Source organism: Candidatus Pelagibacter sp. Uisw_134_02, assembly GCF_047720265.1.
Classification (GTDB): domain Bacteria; phylum Pseudomonadota; class Alphaproteobacteria; order Pelagibacterales; family Pelagibacteraceae; genus Pelagibacter.
The window spans coordinates 579,752-597,113 of record NZ_CP159813.1; the positions used below are offsets into that span (position 1 = coordinate 579,752).

Consider the following 17,362-nt stretch of genomic DNA (forward strand, 5'->3'; position numbering starts at 1 on the left):
CTAAAATGGAATTTCGTCATCCATATCATTAGGGGCTTGGGGGCTATCATCAGGGTTGCTAGCAACAGCTTGTGAATTATCAATTTGGATACCACCACCGCCAGTGTTTCCACCACCTAACATAGTAAGTGAAGAATTGTATCCTTGAATTACAATTTCAGTTGAGTACTTGTCTTGACCAGATTGTTCATCTTTCCATTTTCTAGTCGTTATCTGTCCCTCTACATAAATTTGAGCACCTTTTTTCAAATATTGCTGAACGACATTGACTAACCCTTCATTAAATACAACTATTCGGTGCCATTCTGTTTTTTCTTTTTTTTCGCCAGTTGCTTTATCTTTCCAAGATTGGCTAGTAGCCAAACTTAAGGTAGCAAAACTTTTGCTATTCGACATTTGTTTGATTTCTGGGTCTGCGCCTAATCGCCCAATTAATAATACTTTATTTAAACTTCCAGCCATAATATTTTATAAGTGTTTATTTATTTATTTAGATTTATACCACAATATAAACTCAATATTAATTTTATTAATTTAAAGCAACTAAAATTATGATCAAAAAGATAGTTATCAAGGGTGCAAAGGAGCATAATTTAAAGAATGTTTCAGTAGAAATCCCTAAAGATCAATTTGTTGTTATTACAGGCCTTTCTGGTTCTGGAAAATCCTCATTAGCTTTTGATACAATATATGCAGAGGGACAAAGAAGGTATGTAGAAAGTTTATCAGCTTATGCTCGTCAATTTTTAGATAAAATGAAAAAGCCAAATGTTGACCTCATAGAAGGTTTGAGTCCAGCAATTGCAATTGAGCAAAAAAATACATCTAAAAATCCAAGATCAACAGTTGCAACTGTTACAGAAATTTATGATTACATGAGAGTTTTGTTTGCAAGGGCGGGTATCCCCTATTCACCATTTACAGGCAAACCAATTACATCACAAACTATAACTCAAATTGTCGATTTAATAAAAAAATTACCAAAAAAATCAACTATTTATATTTATGCTCCAGTAGTAAGAGGTCGTAAAGGCGAATATAGAAAAGATATTCTAAGTTACAAAAGAAGAGGATTTAGAAAAATTAAAATAGATAATGTCTTATATGATATTGATAAGTCACCTAATTTAGATAAAAAACTTAAACATGATATTTCAGTATTGGTTGATAGAATTATTTTAAATTCAAAAATAGGAAATAGATTAGCTGAAAGTGTTGAAGCTGCAATCAATTTATCAAATGGATTAATTTTTGTAGAATATGAAGATGAAACACTTCCGCAAAAATTTAGAAAAATTGAAAAATTAATATATTCAACTAAGTTTGCGTGTCCAGAAAGTGGTTTTACAATTGAAGAAATCGAGCCAAGGCTTTTTTCTTTTAACAGCCCATATGGTGCATGTGCGGAGTGTGAGGGTATAGGTATAAAACTAAATGTAGATCCTAATTTAGTCATTCCTGATGAAAGAAAAAGTATTGCAGATGGTGCAATTGAACCATGGGCAAAATCTACAACACTTTATTATGCTCAAACATTAGCTTCAATAGCAAAACATTATGGTTTTTCTTTAGATGAAAAATGGAAAAAACTTTCAAAAAAATTCAAAGATGTAATTTTATATGGTTCAGATGATGATGAAATTAAATTTAATTATGACGATGGTTATGAAAAATACTCTCATAAAAAAACTTTTGAAGGTGTAATAAATAATCTTGAAAGAAGATTTCTTGAATCTGATAGTGAATGGAAAAGAGAAGCTATAGCTGAGTATCAATCTGATTCAGCATGTGAGAGTTGTAATGGAGACAGATTAAAGGAAGAAGCTTTATGTGTTAAAATTGATGATCACAATATTAGTGAAGTAACAAAAAAATCAATCTTGGACTCAGCAGAATGGTTTAAAAATTTAGAGAAAAATTTAGATAAAAGGCAATTTAAGATTGCAGAACACGTACTAAAAGAAATTAACGAAAGACTAAATTTTTTATTAAATGTTGGATTGGATTATCTAACATTATCAAGAGAGTCAGGAACTCTTTCTGGTGGTGAGGCGCAAAGAATAAGGCTAGCTTCACAAATTGGATCAGGTTTGACAGGTGTTTTATACGTCCTTGACGAACCATCTATTGGTTTACATCAAAAAGATAATATAAAACTTATTAACGCACTTAAAAGACTTCGTGATTTAGGTAATACAGTAATTGTAGTAGAGCACGATACAGAAACTATGGAAAATGCAGACCACATTATTGACATGGGTCCTGAAGCTGGAACTAACGGTGGTCAAATTACAGCACAAGGAACATACGAAGAAATAAAAAAAAATAAGAACAGTATTACTGGACAATATTTATCAAACAAAAAAATAATTGAAATTCCAAAAGTTCGTCGATTAGCGAAAAATGGTAGGTTTGTCGAAATCGTTGGTGCTAGTGGAAACAATCTAAAGAATGTAAATCTTAAGATTCCAACTGGCAGTTTTACTTGCATTACCGGTGTTTCAGGTAGTGGTAAATCAACACTAATATTACAAACCTTATATCATGCTTTAAATTTAACACTTAACAGCAAAGCAAGAAAAGCTCCTAAGGCATTTAAAAACTATAAAGGTGTAGAATTGATTGATAAAATTATAGATATAGATCAATCACCTATTGGCAGAACACCAAGATCAAATCCAGCAACTTATACAGGAGCATTTGGACCCATTAGAGATTGGTTTACAGGTTTACCTGAATCGAAAACAAGAGGTTATAAACCTGGAAGATTTTCATTCAATGTAAAAGGAGGAAGGTGCGAAGCTTGTGAAGGAGATGGTGTTATTACATATGAAATGCATTTTCTTCCAGATGTATATATTCAATGCGACGAATGCAAAGGTACCAGATATAATAGAGAAACTCTTGAAATTAAGTTTAAAGATAAAAGTATTGCTGATGTATTAAGTATGTCAGTTGATGAAGGATGTGATTATTTTGAAAACATATCAAATATCAAAACAAAATTATTAACTCTTAAAAAAGTTGGTTTAGGTTATATAAAAATTGGTCAACAAGCCACGACTTTATCTGGTGGTGAAGCTCAAAGAATAAAACTTGCTAAAGAGTTATCAAAAAGATCAACTGGCAGAACCATGTATATTTTAGATGAACCGACAACTGGACTACACCAGCACGATATAAAAAAGTTATTAGAAATTTTGCATACTTTTGTCAAACTGGGCAATACTGTGGTTGTAATTGAACACAATTTAGATGTTATTAAAACAGCTGATTATATTGTTGATATGGGTCCAGAGGGAGGTGTTAAGGGAGGTAATATCATCGCAGAAGGAAAACCTGAGGAGATTATTAACAATAAAAGCAGTTATACAGGTCAATTTCTAAAAAACCTGTTAACGTAGAAATTTAAGAAACAATTTAAAGATTAATTTTTTTAGTGTATGATAATAAGAATCATGGGAAATTTACTTTCTTCATTACCTAAAACAATTCATGCATCATTAGCATTAGCTTTAATTCTGTTTGTGGGTTTATTCTATAGTAATGGTGGTTTTGATTTTGATACAATTTTTTGGAGTTGGTTAACAAGACTAGTACATGTAACTGTAGCAATTATGTGGATTGGATTATTATGGTATTTTAATTTTGTTCAAATACCAAATATGGCAAAAATTCCTGATGAACAGAAACCAGCTATAGGTAAAGTTATTGCTCCAGCTGCATTATTTTATTTTAGATACGCTGCATTACTAACAGTTCTGTCAGGATTAATTTTAGCTTATCTGAATGGTTATTTACACGATGCTATGACATTAGGTGGTGGTGGAAAAAGTACTGCTATTGGTATTGGGATGTGGCTTGGTTTATATATGGCTTATAATGTTTGGTTTATAATTTGGCCAAATCAAAAAAGAGCTTTAGGCATTGTTGAGTGTGAACCTGATGTTAAAGCAAAATCAGCAAGAACAGCAATGTTGTTTTCAAGAACAAATACTCTTTTATCGATACCAATGTTACTTTCAATGGTAGCAGCTCAAAACCTTTATTAAATTTATTCTGTATCTTCTTTTAGGATTGTTTTTTGTGAAACTCTAAGTTTTACAAGTATTGGATTAGCTATATAAATTGAAGAATAAGTTCCAAATATAACACCCATTATCATGGCTAAAGAAAAACCTTTTAATATTTCCCCACCAAATAAATAAATTGAAACTAAGGCAAGCAATGTTGTGGCTGATGTAATTATAGTTCTGGAAAGAGTTTCATTGATTGAGATATTTGTAAGTTCATAAATCTTGATATCAGAAAACTTTCTTAAATTTTCCCTAACTCTGTCATAAATGACAACAGTATCGTTCATCGAATAACCAACTATAGTTAAAACGGCGGCAACTATTGATAGATTTATTTCTAGACTAAATAGTGAGAAAAGACCTAGTGTTATAATGACATCGTGAAATAGGGCTAAAATTGCACCCAAGCTAAATTGCCATTCAAATCTTATCCATATGTAAAATAACATTGCAGCTAGAGATAGTGCGATTGCAATAATACCAGACTTTAATAATTCAGAGCTAACTTTTGGACCTACATTTTCAACTCTTCTGAAATTAAAAGAGCCTCCCAAAGAAGATGTTAAATCTTTTTTAATAATCTCAATAGCGTTTGCACTTGTATCTTTTTTTTCAATTTTAATTAAAAAATCATTTTCATTACCAAATTTTTTAACATTAAAATCTCCTAAATTCATTTTATTAAAAGATTGTCTTAAAGAAGTGACATTAATATTTTTATCATTAGACCTTAGCTCTATTAAGGTTCCACCTTTAAAATCTACACCAAAATTAAGTCCTTTAAAAAATAACAATAGAACAGATGCAACGACAAGACTTAAAGAGATAAGGTTAAATAGTTTATAAAATTTATTAAAATTAATCATTTATATTAGGTTAGTTTTTTCTTTATTTCTTACCACGTAAAGACCGGTAAGCATTCTTGCAATAAAATAAACTGAAAACAGTGTAGTAAAAATTCCTACAGCTAAGGTCACAGAGAAGCCTTTAACTGGTCCAGAGCCCATAAAGAATAAGATTATAGCTGCAATTAATGTAGTTATATTTGCATCTATAATTGCAGTTTTTGATTTTACATAACCTGTATCAAAAGCTATTATATTATTTTTTTCTTTCTTGCATTCTTCTTTAATTCTTTCAAAAATTAATACATTTGCATCAACTGCCATACCTACTGTTAAAATAATACCTGCTATACCAGGAAGCGTTAGTGTTGCTTCGAATAGTGTTAAAATACCTACCAAAAAAAATAGATTAACTAACAGTGTTATGTTAGCAATTAGACCAAATATTCTATATTTAACAAACATAAAAATTATCACCAATAAGAAACCGATCATAAGAGCAATTATTCCAGCATTAATTGAATCTTGACCAAGGTCTGGCCCTACTGTTCTTTCTTCAATTATATTTAATGGTGCAGGAAGAGCACCCGATCTAAGTAGTAAAGCTAAGTCAGTTGCTGATTGAAAAGTAAAATTACCACTAATTTGACCATTTCCACTTGCTATTGTATCTCTAATTACAGGAGCACTAACAATTTTGCCATCTAAAACTATTGCTAATTGTTTTCCTAAGCCTGTACTTGTTGCTTTACCAAATCTTTTAGCACCAACTCTATCAAGTGTGAATGAAACAACTGTTTCATTTGTTTGATTGTTCATTTGCGGTTGAGCATCAAGTAAATTTTCACCATTTAAGATTATTCTTTTGCTAACAAGCACTTCAGTTGTCCCATCTTCGAACTGAAGTATTTCAGCACCAAACGTATCGTTACTATTTTGAGTAACAAATCTAAATGTTAAATTTGCAGTTTTTCCTAAAAGTGACTTTATACGCATGGGATCATCTAGACCCGGAAGCTCAACTAGAATTCTATTATTACCTCTTTTAAGTATATTCGGTTCATTAGTACCCACCTCATCGACTCTTCTTCTAACAATTTCAAGAGCTTGATCCTGCGAGGATGTTTTGATTTCAATAAGTCCATATTTAGAAAGTGTTAATGTAAATTGATTGTTTTTCACTTCTACATCAAATTGATGTGATTTATATTGGTTGTAATAAGGATTAATTTCACTTTCCTTATCTAAAAAATAAGTTTCTACTAATGATAAATTATTTTTAAATACACTAAATATTATTTTATTATCTTCTATCTTTAAGTCATTAAATCGTATTTCTTTATTTTTAAGAAAATTTCGTATAATAGTGGTAGTGTTTTGTAATTTTTGCAATTCTACAGGACCATTATCAATTTCAAGTAATAAATAAGAACCACCTTGCAAATCTAATCCAAGATTAATTTTTTTCGATATGAAATTATTTTCAAATAATTGAAAATTTGATGAAGCAATAAATATAAAAAAAAGTGTTAATAAAGAAACTAAACTAATTCTTAATTTTGAAAAGTATAACACTTTAGTTTAATGTTATTTTTTTACTTCAGGAGAGTTAAGTAGTCCTTGAATTCCTGTGGCTTTGATAATTTCAACTTTAACGTTGTCAGCTATTTGCACTTCAACTTTTTCATTATCTATAATTCTTTCAACAGTTCCAATTATACCAGCAGATGTTACAACTTTGTCCCCTCTTGCTAAATTTTCTACCATAGCTTTATGTTCTTTGACTTTTTTTTGTTGAGGTCTTATTAAAAAAAAGTAAAAAATTACAAAAATTAAAATTAGTGGTATAAATTGGCCTATTCCTTGATCCATATTTCTCCTTGATTAAAATGAATACTTACAACATCTGTCTCATTAAAACAACTTTAAATCTTAAAGATTTTCTCAATATTATTCATGTATGGCTTTAAAACTTTAGGTACAATAATAGAACCATCTTCTTGTTGGTAGTTTTCCAGTATAGCAACCAGAGTTCTACCTACCGCCAATCCACTCCCATTTAAAGTACCAACTAGCACAGTTTCTTTGTTGTCATTCTTATATCTGGCCTTCATTCTTCTAGCCTGGAAAGAACCACATGAAGAGCAACTTGAAATTTCTCTGTACTTTTCCTCTGATGGAAGCCAAACTTCGATATCAAAAGTTTTTTCAGCACTAAACCCCATATCACCTGTACATAAAACTATTCTTCTATAAGGAAGTTCTAATAAGTCTAATATTTTAGTTGCACAATCAGTCATTCGGTCTAATTCAGACAAACATTTTTCATTTTCTACAATACTGACCATTTCAACTTTATAAAATTGATGCTGTCTGATCATTCCTTTTGTATCCTTGCCATAACTACCTGCCTCTTTTCTAAAACATGGAGTTGAGGCAACCATTCTCATGGGGAGATCATTTTTATCAACAATTTTATTTTTAACTATATTCGTTAATATAACTTCAGCTGTTGGGATTAAAAATTTTCTATCACTTGAATCATCTAATTTTAGTTCAAATTGATCATTATCAAACTTTGGTAATTGACCAGTGCCAAACATTGTATTATCTGTAGCAATCAATGGGGGTGAAATTTCTTTATAACCGTTATTATTAATATGAGTATCAAGCATAAAATTAGAAAGGGCTCTTTCAAGTAAAGCTAGTTTGTCCTTTACAAAAACAAACCTCGATCCTGTAGTTCTTGTTGCTAAATCGAAATCTAACATATCCAAATTTTCACCCAACTCATAATGAGACTTGGGTTTGAATGTAAATTTAGGAATTGTTCCAGATTTTGAAATCTCTATATTTGAGTTTTCATCTTTACCGATAGGAACATCAGAAAAAGGTATGTTTGGAATAGATGATAGCATTGACTCAAGTTCTTTTTTTGCAATAATTTGTAATTTATTAATTTTTTCAATTTCAAAAGAAATTTTTTTAGATTTTTCAAAAAGAGATTTATCTTTTGATTTTGAAATATCTTTTTTTTCTTTTTCTAAACTTTCTCTTTGTTGAATGTATTTTCTATTATTTTCATCTAAAGAAAGTATTTTATCTAAATCAATTTTTAAAAATCTTTTATCTAAGGCATTCTTAAAGCTTTCTATGTCATTTCTGATTTCTTTTATGTTATGCATTTTTATTATTTTTCTTTTCGATAATATTCACTGAAAATATAGATAATTCATATAAAATCAATAATGGTATTGCTAGCCCAATCTGAGTTACAGGATCTGGAGGTGTTAATAACGCTGCAGCTGCAAAAATAATAACAACTACATACTTTCTTCTTTCTCTAAGAAATTTAGCGTCGACTATACCTACTCTTGCTAATAAACTAAGAACAACAGGAAGCTGGAAACTTATTCCAAATGCAAAAATTAACTTCATTACTAAAGAAAGATATTCATTAACTTTAGCTTCTAATTGAATAGGTAAACCAGTTGATACGCCAGTGCTTTCAAAAGATAAAAAAAACTTTATAGCAAGGGGCATTATTAAATAATAAACAAGCATTCCACCTAAAAAAAATAATATTGGTGTAAGTATTAGATAAGGAATAATTGCAATTTTTTCATGCTTATAAAGTCCTGGTGCAATAAATTTCCAAATTTGCATTAAGATAAAAGGACAAGTAACAAAAAATGCTGCAAAGAATGACACCTTTAAATAGGTCAAAAATGTTTCTTGTAAAGCTGTAAAAATTAATCTCCTATCAGTGCCGCTATCTTTTACAGCTTGAGCAAATGGTTCAACTAAAAACCCATAAAGATGTTCTGAAAAAAAATAACATCCTATAAAAAATATAAATAAAAAAATAAAGGAATGTATTAGTCTTTTTCTTAATTCCGCTAAGTGACTAACAAAGCCACTGTCATTTTCAGGCTTTGTCATTATCTTTTTTATTTTCAGTAGGTTTATCTATCTCATTTGAATCTATATCAAGATCGGCTACTTCATTTTGTATATTGCTTATGTAGCGTTTAGTTGTACCTATCCAAGAACCAACTTTTTTAAGCATAAAAGGAAAATCTTTTGGACCAATAACAATGATAGCAACAGCTACTACTAATAAAATCTCAAACCAACCAATAGTAGGCATTTGATTTATTCTTTGTCTTTAGTGTCTTGATTATTTTCAGAAACATTTTTTGGCTGAGGTTCATCTGTTATATCTGTAGCCATACCTTTTTTAAAACTTTTAATACCTTTTGCTACATCTCCCATCAAACCAGAAATTTTACCTCTTCCAAATAAAAGGACAACCAAAATTACAACTATAGCTATTTGCCAAATTCCAATACTCATATAATTTTATACCTCTTTTAGATTAAATTTTAAAGAAACTTTTTATTTTTCTTCATCCTGACTAAGAGTACCACCTAACATCTCATCTATATTTTCATAAATGTCTTCCTTTTTTTCTTCTTGTTTTTCTTTATAAAATTTACCTGTTCCAAAAATTGCATTGTCTATATTGGCACTATCAATTAAACCGGCAGAACCAAGCTCATCGACTGTTGGTAAGTCGGATAATTTTTGAAGACTAAAGTGACTTAGAAAGTCATTAGTTGTTCCATATTGAATTGGTTTTCCTGGTACATCTTTACGGCCTTGGGGTTTAACCCAATTAAGTTCCATTAGTATATCCAAGGTGTTGGTTCCAAAAGCCACGCCTCTAATTTCTTCAATTTCTGCTCTTGTTACAGGTTGATGATAAACAATTATAGCCAATGTTTCAATAGCAGCTCTGGATAATTTCTTTTCGACAGTTTTTTCCTGAGACATCAAGCTTGATAAAGTTTCAGAAGTTCTAAATGACCATCTATTGGAAATACATACCAAATTTATACCTCTTGTTGAATATTCTATTTGAAGTTTTTCTAAAGTTTTACGCACATCAATTTTTTTTGAAATCTTTGACTCTATTGTGTCAATGTCTAGTGGCTCTAAAGCAGCAAAAATAATAGCTTCAACCTCTCTTTCACCTTCATTTAATTTTTTAGGAAATTTTACAATTTTATTATTTATATTTTTTTTTTTTTTCATTTAACTTCCTTAATATAAATTTCATCAAATAAATTTTCTTGTTTAATAGTTAGATCACCCTCTTTAACAAGCTCAAGAGATCCAGCAAATATACCTGCTTTCCCAGTTCTTTTATATTTTACACCATTTTTAAAACCTTGTGGGATTAAATCATTTAAGTTTTTCCAATCTATTAATTTACCAAAAAATTGTTTAATACGTTTAATTCCATCTTCTGTAGTAAATACAGGAAGCTTTGGAATATTCATTCTTTGAAAGTCCTTTGTCATAATGACGTTTGAATAAGTTTTTAATAACTCATAGAGGTTTAGTTTATACTCTGTACTGTATATTGATCTAATACTTCCCTTAATACCTCTTGAACGAATTTCTCTTCCAAGTCTTTTTCTTTTTAACATTTGATCAGATAATAAACGTATTAGTTCCAATTTTTTTAATTGTAACTTTAGTTGTTCAGCTACCTCTTGGACTTTAAATTCTTCCTCAGGATTTCCTGGTAATAAAAGCTTAGATTTTAAATAAGTTAACCAAGTTGCCATTAATAAATATTCAGATGCAACATCTAAATTGAGATTTTTTTCTTTTGTGATATATTTATAAAATTGATCTGCTAACAAAGTTATAGAAATATTTTCAAGATCAACTTTTTGAGCTTTTGCTAAATCAAGCAAAACATCAAGGGGACCTTGATAGTTATCAAGTTCAACATTAAAGTTAATAGAATCGGAAATAGACATAATCAATATTAACTTATAATTTTATAAAATTGTGATGTTTTTTTAATTATAAATTTATCTATTTTAGGTGAATGAATGGCTACTTCATGCATTTCCTTGTAATCAGCATTACAATGTAGAACTAGATTACAACCTGCTTTAAATGCTTTAATCGTATTATCTTTAATGGATCCTTTTAGACCCTTCATAGAAATATCATCTGATATAATTAGATTTTTAAATTTAATATACTTTCTAATTAATTGGATTATTTTTTTTGAATGTGTAGCTGTATTTATTTTATCAATCTTAGAATATATAATATGTGCAGTCATAGCAAAGAGGCTAGATTTATTTTTAAATGTAGAGAAATCATTAGTTTTTAAATATCTTAAATTTTTTTTGACAAATGGTGTAAACTTATGACTATCAACTCTAGCCAATCCGTGTCCAGGTATATGCTTCATAACAGTACCTATTTTGTTTTTATGAAAAAGGTTTATGCATATATCACCGATTTTAGAGACAATTTTTGGGTTTTTTGAAAAAGATCTATCACCAATTATTGAGCTAGAACCTTTTGATCTAATATCCAAAACAGGAAGAGTGTTAATGTTTACACCAATAGATTTTAATAAAAAAGATGTTTGGTCTATAAAGATTTTATAATATTTAATAAATTTTTTTTTGTCTTTTACATAAAGCTGACCAAAAAATTCTCCGGTTAAAGGTTCTGCATTAAGAAATTTTTTTAATCTATTAACACGACCACCTTCTTGGTCTATTAAGATTGGGTAATTTTTATCTTTAAAAATTTTTTTTATTTGATCAGTTAATTTTTTTGTTTGTAATAAAGATTTAATATTTCTTGAAAATAGTATTACTCCCCACGGCTTATATTTTCTTATAAATTTTTTTTCTTTTGATGATAATCTTGTGGATTTTATTCCAGTTATAAAGCTTCTTCTGTTATTCATTATTGTTTATTAAATTCCAAAAGTTATAATTTTTTTTATTTTTGTCTATAGTTTTTTCAACATATTCAACTATGTCAACAGTATCACTTTTCAATAAAATTATATTTTCAGAATACTTGGTAATTTTTTCATCTATCAATTTATAAGATCTGTAAGAATTTTTCTTATTAATGTCTGAAAAATAATATTTTAATGAAAAGAAAAAAAACAATATGATAACAAATAAATATAAAAAGTATTTTAATTCTTTTAACATTACATTTTTTCTGGTGTATCAACACCAACAATATTCATTCCTGATCTAATTACATTAGATATAACTTTTAAAAAAACTAATTTATCATTAGGTATTTCTTTTTGATCGTTAATAAATCTTTTACTTGGATCATCTTTACCCATATTCCAATAAGAATGAAATTCAGATGATAGTTCATATAAATAAACGGGTATTCTATGTGGTTCTAATCTTAGGCTAGCTACCTCAACACATTTAGGCCATTCAGCAATCTTTTTTAAAATCTTAATTTCATCCTTGGAATATTGAAAATCATATTCACTAATACTTAAATCTTTATTAATATTTAAATCAACATGTCTGAAAACAGATGATATTCTCGCAAAACAATACTGAACATAATATAATGGATTATCTTTTGACTTTTCTTTGACTTTTGAAAAATCAAAATCTAACTCAACATCGCTACTTCTATTAAGCATCATAAATCGTGTTGCGTCTTTACCAACTTCTGAAATTAAATCTTCTACTGTGATATAATCCCCTTTTCTTTTAGACATTTTAAATGGATTACCGTCTTTAATTAACTTTACTAGCTGGCTAACTTTACAAACTAACTTATTCTTACCACTAGAAAGAGCCTCTACAACTGAAGTAATTCTTTTTATGTACCCTGCGTGGTCAGCTCCAAGTATGTTAATAAGTACATCGTAACCTCTGTTAAGTTTGTTATTATGATAAGCAACATCACTGGCAAAGTATGTCCATGACTTATCTGATTTTTGTAAGGCTCTATCTTTATCATCCCCAAAATCAGTTGATTTAAATAAAAGTTGCTTTCTTTCTACCCAATTATCAACGTTTTCTCCTTTAGGTGCTTTAATTTTTCCTTCGTATACTAGATTTTTCTTTTTTAAATTCTGAATTACCTTTTCTACTTCATTATTTAAAACAATTTCAGTTTCACTAGTAAACTTATCATGCACTATTCCCAAATTAGCTAAATTGGTCTTAATTAACTGCAGTGACTCTGACACAGATAATAGTGTTAACTCTTTAGATACATCATCAAATTTATCAAATTTTAAATTTTTATTTTTATCTATAATACTTTTTGCGATGTCAACCAGGTAATCACCAGGATAAAGATCTGAATTATCAATAGGAAACTTTTCATTATTAAGAATTTCCCTAATTCTATGAAAGACAGATTTTGTAAAATTTATAATTTGGTTGCCATAATCGTTTACATAATATTCTTTTGAAACATCATGCTTATTAAAAATTAATATATTAGAAATTACATCTCCTAAAATTGCACCACGACAATGACCCACATGTAATGGTCCCGTCGGATTAGCAGAAACAAACTCTATAAGATACCTTTGTTTTTTTTCTTTAGTATTAACACCAAAGTTTTTATAATTTTCATTTACATCTTTAATAAAGTTGTTCCAATATATTGATTTAAATTTAATATTTATAAAACCAGGTTTTGCTACAGAAATAGTTTCAATATTTTCATCATCATTTTTTATTAAATCAATTAGAATGTTTGCAATATCAATTGGAGATTTTTTATTAGCCTTAGAGAGTACCATGGCTACATTAGATGAAATATCACAGTCAAAATTTGATGGTGGTATGTCTACGTTAATTCCATTTAAAGATTTAGGTAAGTCTAAAGATCCATCTTTATTTAATTTTTTAATCAAAATTATTATTTTATCTAAGTAGAGATTAAAAATATTCATTAAATACCTTTATTTAAATTGATTGCATATCTATCTGTCATTCCTGAAATAAAATCAGCAATTGCTCTATTAGGATCTTTGTTTAATTGTTCAGCAGTTATAAATTTTTTTGGATTATTCTTGATTTTATAAAAAAGTTTACTAACAATTTTTTTTCCATGATGGTTTTTCAATAATACTTTTTTATTATTATACATTTTGCTTCTTAAAAAAAACCTTACTTCTTTTTCAATTTTTAGGAACTGACTAGAAAAACATACTATAGGTTCATCTAATTTATAAACTTTTTTTAAAGATTTAATCTTATTAATTTTTAAATTATTTATAGTATTTTTAATTAAATCTTTAACCATTAAATCTATTGAGTCTCTTATTATTTGATATATCAAAATATCTTTATTATTATTTTTAATATTTTTCTTGTGAGATTTATAAATATCCTTAAAAAAATTAATTTCAATTAAGTCATTTAAATTAAACATTTTTGCTCTAATGCCATCTTGTATATCATGATTGTTATAAGCAATATCATCTGAAATTGCTGATATTTGAGCTTCTAATGAGCCAAAGCTAGTAAAATCTATTTTATTATTAAAACTTTTTAATCCAATCAACCTATTAACTGTTGAAAGATCTTCAACTGGGCCATTATGTTTTAATAATCCATCTAAAGTTTCTAATGTTAAATTAAGACCTTTAAATTTAAGATATTTATGTTCAAGGAACATAATTATTCTTAAAGTTTGAAGATTGTGATCAAAACCTCCAAAGTTGGTCATGCATTCATTGAGAGCATCTTCTCCAGCATGTCCAAAGGGGGTATGACCTAAGTCATGAGCTAAACTTAAAGTTTCAGCTAGATCATCATTTAAACCCAAATGCTTAGCTATAGATCTTGCAATTTGTGCAACTTCAATTGAATGAGTAATTCTAGTTCTAAAGTGATCACCCTCGGTATTAACAAAAACTTGCGTTTTATGCTTTAACCTTCTGAATGAGGCACTATGGATAATTCTATCTCTATCTCTTTGAAATGGCGTTCTATAAAGTGAATTAGCTTCCTTAAAAATACGTCCTTTGCTTTTAGACAGTGCTAAATTTGAGTAATTATTCATACTTTAAATTTAATAAATTGATATTATATTAGTAATATCAGTGTTGTTATATGATTAAAGAAATTAAATTTACAGATAAAGCTATAAAACAGATTAATAATTTGTTGTCTCAAAAAGATCCAGGGTCATTTTTTAGAATCGCTATTAAAGGTGGTGGATGTTCAGGTTTTCAATATGAGTTTACTTTTGACAAAAAATTAGAAGCAGATGACTTAAAGCATGAAAATATTCTCATAGATAAAACTTCAGCAGATTTACTCAAAGGTTCAGAAGTTGATTTTGTCTCAGAGCTAATTGGTGATCAATTTAAGATCACAAACCCACAAAGTAAATCTTCGTGTGGTTGTGGTGTTTCATTCTCAGTATAATGATCATAACATCGTGGAATGTCAATTCTGTTAGAGCAAGAATTGAAAATATTAAAGAATACCTTCAAAAATTTTCTCCTGACGTTGTTATGATGCAAGAAATTAAAACACAAGATGAAACATTTCCATACGATGATTTTTCTTCATTAGATTATGAAAGTCATGTATTTGGACAAAAGAGTTATAATGGTGTTGCTATTATATCTAAACATAAACTAGAAAATGTCAGATTAGATTTGATTAAAGATAAGTTAAAACAATCTAGAATTATTTCAGCAGAATTAAAACATAAGAAAAAAAATATACAACTAGTTAATATTTACACACCAAACGGTAATCCTGTAGATACTGATAAATATACTTATAAAAAAGAATGGTTAGATAGTTTGATTAAACAACTAAAAACTCTTTCAAAGAAAAATGAAAATATTATTTTAGCTGGTGATTTCAACATCCTACCTTCTGCTGAAGATGCTTATAATATTAAAGGATTTGAAGATGATGCTTTATATAGACTTGAAATAAGAAAAAAATTTAGAGAAATGATTAATCTAGGTTTTCATGATGCCTACCGTCATATTAATGGTGAAAAAGAAGGTTATACTTATTGGGATTATATGAGAGGAGCTTGGCAGAAAAATAATGGATTAAGAATAGATCACTTCTTAGTATCAAATTCTTTATTAAATATAGTAAAGAATGTTAATATTAATAAAGACCCCAGAGGAAAAGAAAAACCCTCAGATCACACACCTATTGAAATTGAATTAACTTAAAGATTTAATTTTATTAACAAGTTCTTCATTAATATTTCTTGGTCCTTTATCTAGTCTATTTTTATGTCTTCTTTCACCTGGAAGTCTAACACCATCCATAGCTGACATTTTACTAAAAAACTCATCAGCATGTTTATCCCAACCTTTACCAGAAATTTTCTCAGGTGAGATTGCTATAATAAATTCACCACCGCTTGGAGGGCCACCATCGTTATTATCTTTAGCAGCAGTTTCAAAACTAAAATTTTCACCTATTAATGCTCCAGCTAATAATTCAACCATCATTGCTATACTAGATCCTTTATAGCCTCCAAAAGGAAGTATAACTCCACCATCAGCTATTTCTCCAGGATCGGTTGTTTCTTTACCCTCTTTAGTTAAACCCGTTCCAAGAGAAACTTTGTGCCCTTCTCTTTTTGCAATCTGAACTTCACCCATTGCCATTGAGGCAGTTGCCATATCGTAGACAACAGGAGTTTTACCAGGTCTAGGCCAAGCAAAAGAAATTGGATTTGTACCATATAAAGGTTTCGTAGCACCTGCCGGTGCAACGGCAGGCTTATAAGATGTGCAAGCGATACCAACAAGTCCTGCTTCAGCAATGGCTTCAGTTTCTGGCCAAAGAGCTGCCATGTGATGTGAATTTTTTATAGCTAGAACTGCTACACCATTTTTTTTAGCTAAATCAATAACAGCAGGTAATCCTAAACTTAAAACCATTGGTGCAACGGCATTATTACCTAATACTTTAATAATACTTGGAGCAACATTTTCTAATTCAGGTCTTGCTTTACCATTAATTTTTTTACTTTTTAAACCTGCTACATAAGCTGGTAATCTAAACAAACCATGAGAAACAGAACCATCTCTTTCAGCTCTCATTATAGTATCTGCTAAAATACTAGCATTTTCATCATCACAACCATTAGCTAGTAATGTTTTTTTAGCTAATTCTAAAATTTCATTTAATGTTAAGGATACTGTACTCATCTATTTTGCTTTACATTTTTTGCATAAACCAAAAAACTCTAAATTATATTTATTATATTGCATTCCAGTATCGTCTTTAAAATTAGTTAAATATTTTGAAAGTTTTGGATTATTAATTTCAGAAACATTTTCACACTTATTACATATTGAAAAAGCCGTTGCTTGTGAAATTTCACAACTTGAACTTTTACATGCTATAAAAGCATTTCTACTTTCTACTTTATGTATTTTTCCTATTTCGATCAGCTTATCTAATGCCCTGTAAACTTGTAATGGAGCTTTAATTCCCTTTTTTTGAACATTAAATAAAATAGAATAAGCCTTAAGTGGTTCTTTAGCTTTTTCTATAAAATCAAAAATAATTTGTTGATTTTTTGATAGATTGATTTCTTTATGCATAATCAAAAGTTTAA

At 28.8% G+C, this 17,362-nt stretch carries 20 protein-coding genes; 4 read left to right on the forward strand and 16 right to left on the reverse strand.

Annotated elements, in window-relative coordinates; translation table 11 throughout:
- On the reverse strand, positions 1 to 462 hold the full coding sequence (gene ssb / locus ABXT56_RS03245) for a single-stranded DNA-binding protein (protein WP_415301232.1): 462 nt from the start codon (positions 460 to 462) through the stop codon (positions 1 to 3).
- An 89-nt stretch (positions 463 to 551) separates the two neighbouring features.
- Between ssb and uvrA the strand changes: the two genes are divergently transcribed.
- Both uvrA and ABXT56_RS03255 read left to right on the forward strand, forming a co-directional pair.
- Positions 552 to 3,404: an excinuclease ABC subunit UvrA gene (gene uvrA / locus ABXT56_RS03250; protein WP_415301234.1), complete on the forward strand. Its 2,853-nt coding sequence runs from the start codon at positions 552 to 554 to the stop codon at positions 3,402 to 3,404.
- Positions 3,405 to 3,458: 54 nt separating this feature from the next.
- Positions 3,459 to 4,052 (forward strand): urate hydroxylase PuuD, encoded by a 594-nt coding sequence (locus ABXT56_RS03255; protein ID WP_415301375.1) that lies wholly within the window; start codon positions 3,459 to 3,461, stop codon positions 4,050 to 4,052.
- A 2-nt stretch (positions 4,053 to 4,054) separates the two neighbouring features.
- Here ABXT56_RS03255 and secF read toward each other — a convergent pair whose 3' ends face one another.
- Genes secF through ABXT56_RS03320 form a run of 13 tightly spaced genes read right to left on the reverse strand, consistent with a single transcriptional unit; the run spans position 4,055 to position 14,815 of the window.
- Positions 4,055 to 4,942 carry a protein translocase subunit SecF gene (secF, locus tag ABXT56_RS03260; RefSeq protein WP_415301236.1) on the reverse strand — a complete coding sequence of 296 codons (888 nt, stop codon included), beginning with the start codon at positions 4,940 to 4,942 and terminating at the stop codon, positions 4,055 to 4,057.
- Positions 4,943 to 6,496 carry a protein translocase subunit SecD gene (secD, locus tag ABXT56_RS03265; protein ID WP_415301238.1) on the reverse strand — a complete coding sequence of 518 codons (1,554 nt, stop codon included), beginning with the start codon at positions 6,494 to 6,496 and terminating at the stop codon, positions 4,943 to 4,945.
- 12 nt (positions 6,497 to 6,508) lie between these two features.
- Positions 6,509 to 6,793, reverse strand: coding sequence for a preprotein translocase subunit YajC (yajC, locus tag ABXT56_RS03270; protein ID WP_415301240.1), 285 nt, complete (start codon positions 6,791 to 6,793; stop codon positions 6,509 to 6,511).
- 53 nt (positions 6,794 to 6,846) lie between these two features.
- Positions 6,847 to 8,106 carry a serine--tRNA ligase gene (serS, locus tag ABXT56_RS03275; RefSeq protein ID WP_415301242.1) on the reverse strand — a complete coding sequence of 420 codons (1,260 nt, stop codon included), beginning with the start codon at positions 8,104 to 8,106 and terminating at the stop codon, positions 6,847 to 6,849.
- Positions 8,099 to 8,863, reverse strand: coding sequence for a twin-arginine translocase subunit TatC (tatC, locus tag ABXT56_RS03280; protein ID WP_415301244.1), 765 nt, complete (start codon positions 8,861 to 8,863; stop codon positions 8,099 to 8,101). Before tatC ends, serS begins: the two co-directional genes overlap by 8 nt.
- A complete protein-coding gene (gene tatB / locus ABXT56_RS03285; protein WP_415301246.1) occupies positions 8,850 to 9,071 on the reverse strand; it encodes a Sec-independent protein translocase protein TatB in 222 nt (73 codons plus the stop codon). Before tatB ends, tatC begins: the two co-directional genes overlap by 14 nt.
- Before the next feature lie 5 nt (positions 9,072 to 9,076).
- Entirely contained in the window at positions 9,077 to 9,277 is a 201-nt protein-coding gene (locus ABXT56_RS03290; protein WP_415301248.1) for a twin-arginine translocase TatA/TatE family subunit, read from the reverse strand.
- A gap of 42 nt (positions 9,278 to 9,319) precedes the next feature.
- Complete coding sequence (scpB, locus tag ABXT56_RS03295; protein ID WP_415301250.1) at positions 9,320 to 10,018, reverse strand: SMC-Scp complex subunit ScpB; 699 nt, start codon at positions 10,016 to 10,018, stop codon at positions 9,320 to 9,322.
- Positions 10,015 to 10,755 (reverse strand): segregation and condensation protein A, encoded by a 741-nt coding sequence (locus tag ABXT56_RS03300; RefSeq protein WP_415301252.1) that lies wholly within the window; start codon positions 10,753 to 10,755, stop codon positions 10,015 to 10,017. The genes scpB and ABXT56_RS03300 overlap by 4 nt, the downstream gene beginning before the upstream one ends.
- A gap of 8 nt (positions 10,756 to 10,763) precedes the next feature.
- Positions 10,764 to 11,711 carry a glycoside hydrolase family 3 N-terminal domain-containing protein gene (locus ABXT56_RS03305; RefSeq protein WP_415301253.1) on the reverse strand — a complete coding sequence of 316 codons (948 nt, stop codon included), beginning with the start codon at positions 11,709 to 11,711 and terminating at the stop codon, positions 10,764 to 10,766.
- Positions 11,704 to 11,967, reverse strand: coding sequence for a hypothetical protein (locus tag ABXT56_RS03310; protein WP_415301255.1), 264 nt, complete (start codon positions 11,965 to 11,967; stop codon positions 11,704 to 11,706). The genes ABXT56_RS03305 and ABXT56_RS03310 overlap by 8 nt, the downstream gene beginning before the upstream one ends.
- Positions 11,967 to 13,700 carry an arginine--tRNA ligase gene (gene argS, locus ABXT56_RS03315; protein ID WP_415301257.1) on the reverse strand — a complete coding sequence of 578 codons (1,734 nt, stop codon included), beginning with the start codon at positions 13,698 to 13,700 and terminating at the stop codon, positions 11,967 to 11,969. The genes ABXT56_RS03310 and argS overlap by 1 nt, the downstream gene beginning before the upstream one ends.
- Complete coding sequence (locus tag ABXT56_RS03320; RefSeq protein ID WP_415301259.1) at positions 13,700 to 14,815, reverse strand: deoxyguanosinetriphosphate triphosphohydrolase; 1,116 nt, start codon at positions 14,813 to 14,815, stop codon at positions 13,700 to 13,702. The genes argS and ABXT56_RS03320 overlap by 1 nt, the downstream gene beginning before the upstream one ends.
- Positions 14,816 to 14,865: 50 nt before the next feature.
- On the opposite strand from ABXT56_RS03320, the gene ABXT56_RS03325 reads away from it, so the two are divergent.
- Positions 14,866 to 15,183, forward strand: a complete 318-nt coding sequence (locus ABXT56_RS03325) for a HesB/IscA family protein (protein ID WP_415301260.1) — start codon at positions 14,866 to 14,868, stop codon at positions 15,181 to 15,183.
- Positions 15,183 to 15,959 (forward strand): exodeoxyribonuclease III, encoded by a 777-nt coding sequence (gene xth, locus ABXT56_RS03330; protein WP_415301262.1) that lies wholly within the window; start codon positions 15,183 to 15,185, stop codon positions 15,957 to 15,959. The genes ABXT56_RS03325 and xth overlap by 1 nt, the downstream gene beginning before the upstream one ends.
- Here xth and ABXT56_RS03335 read toward each other — a convergent pair.
- Positions 15,951 to 16,949, reverse strand: coding sequence for an Ldh family oxidoreductase (locus ABXT56_RS03335; RefSeq protein ID WP_415301264.1), 999 nt, complete (start codon positions 16,947 to 16,949; stop codon positions 15,951 to 15,953). The two genes, xth and ABXT56_RS03335, sit on opposite strands and share 9 nt — an antisense overlap.
- Complete coding sequence (locus ABXT56_RS03340) at positions 16,950 to 17,348, reverse strand: Fur family transcriptional regulator (RefSeq protein ID WP_415301266.1); 399 nt, start codon at positions 17,346 to 17,348, stop codon at positions 16,950 to 16,952.
- Positions 17,349 to 17,362 lie beyond the last annotated feature (14 nt).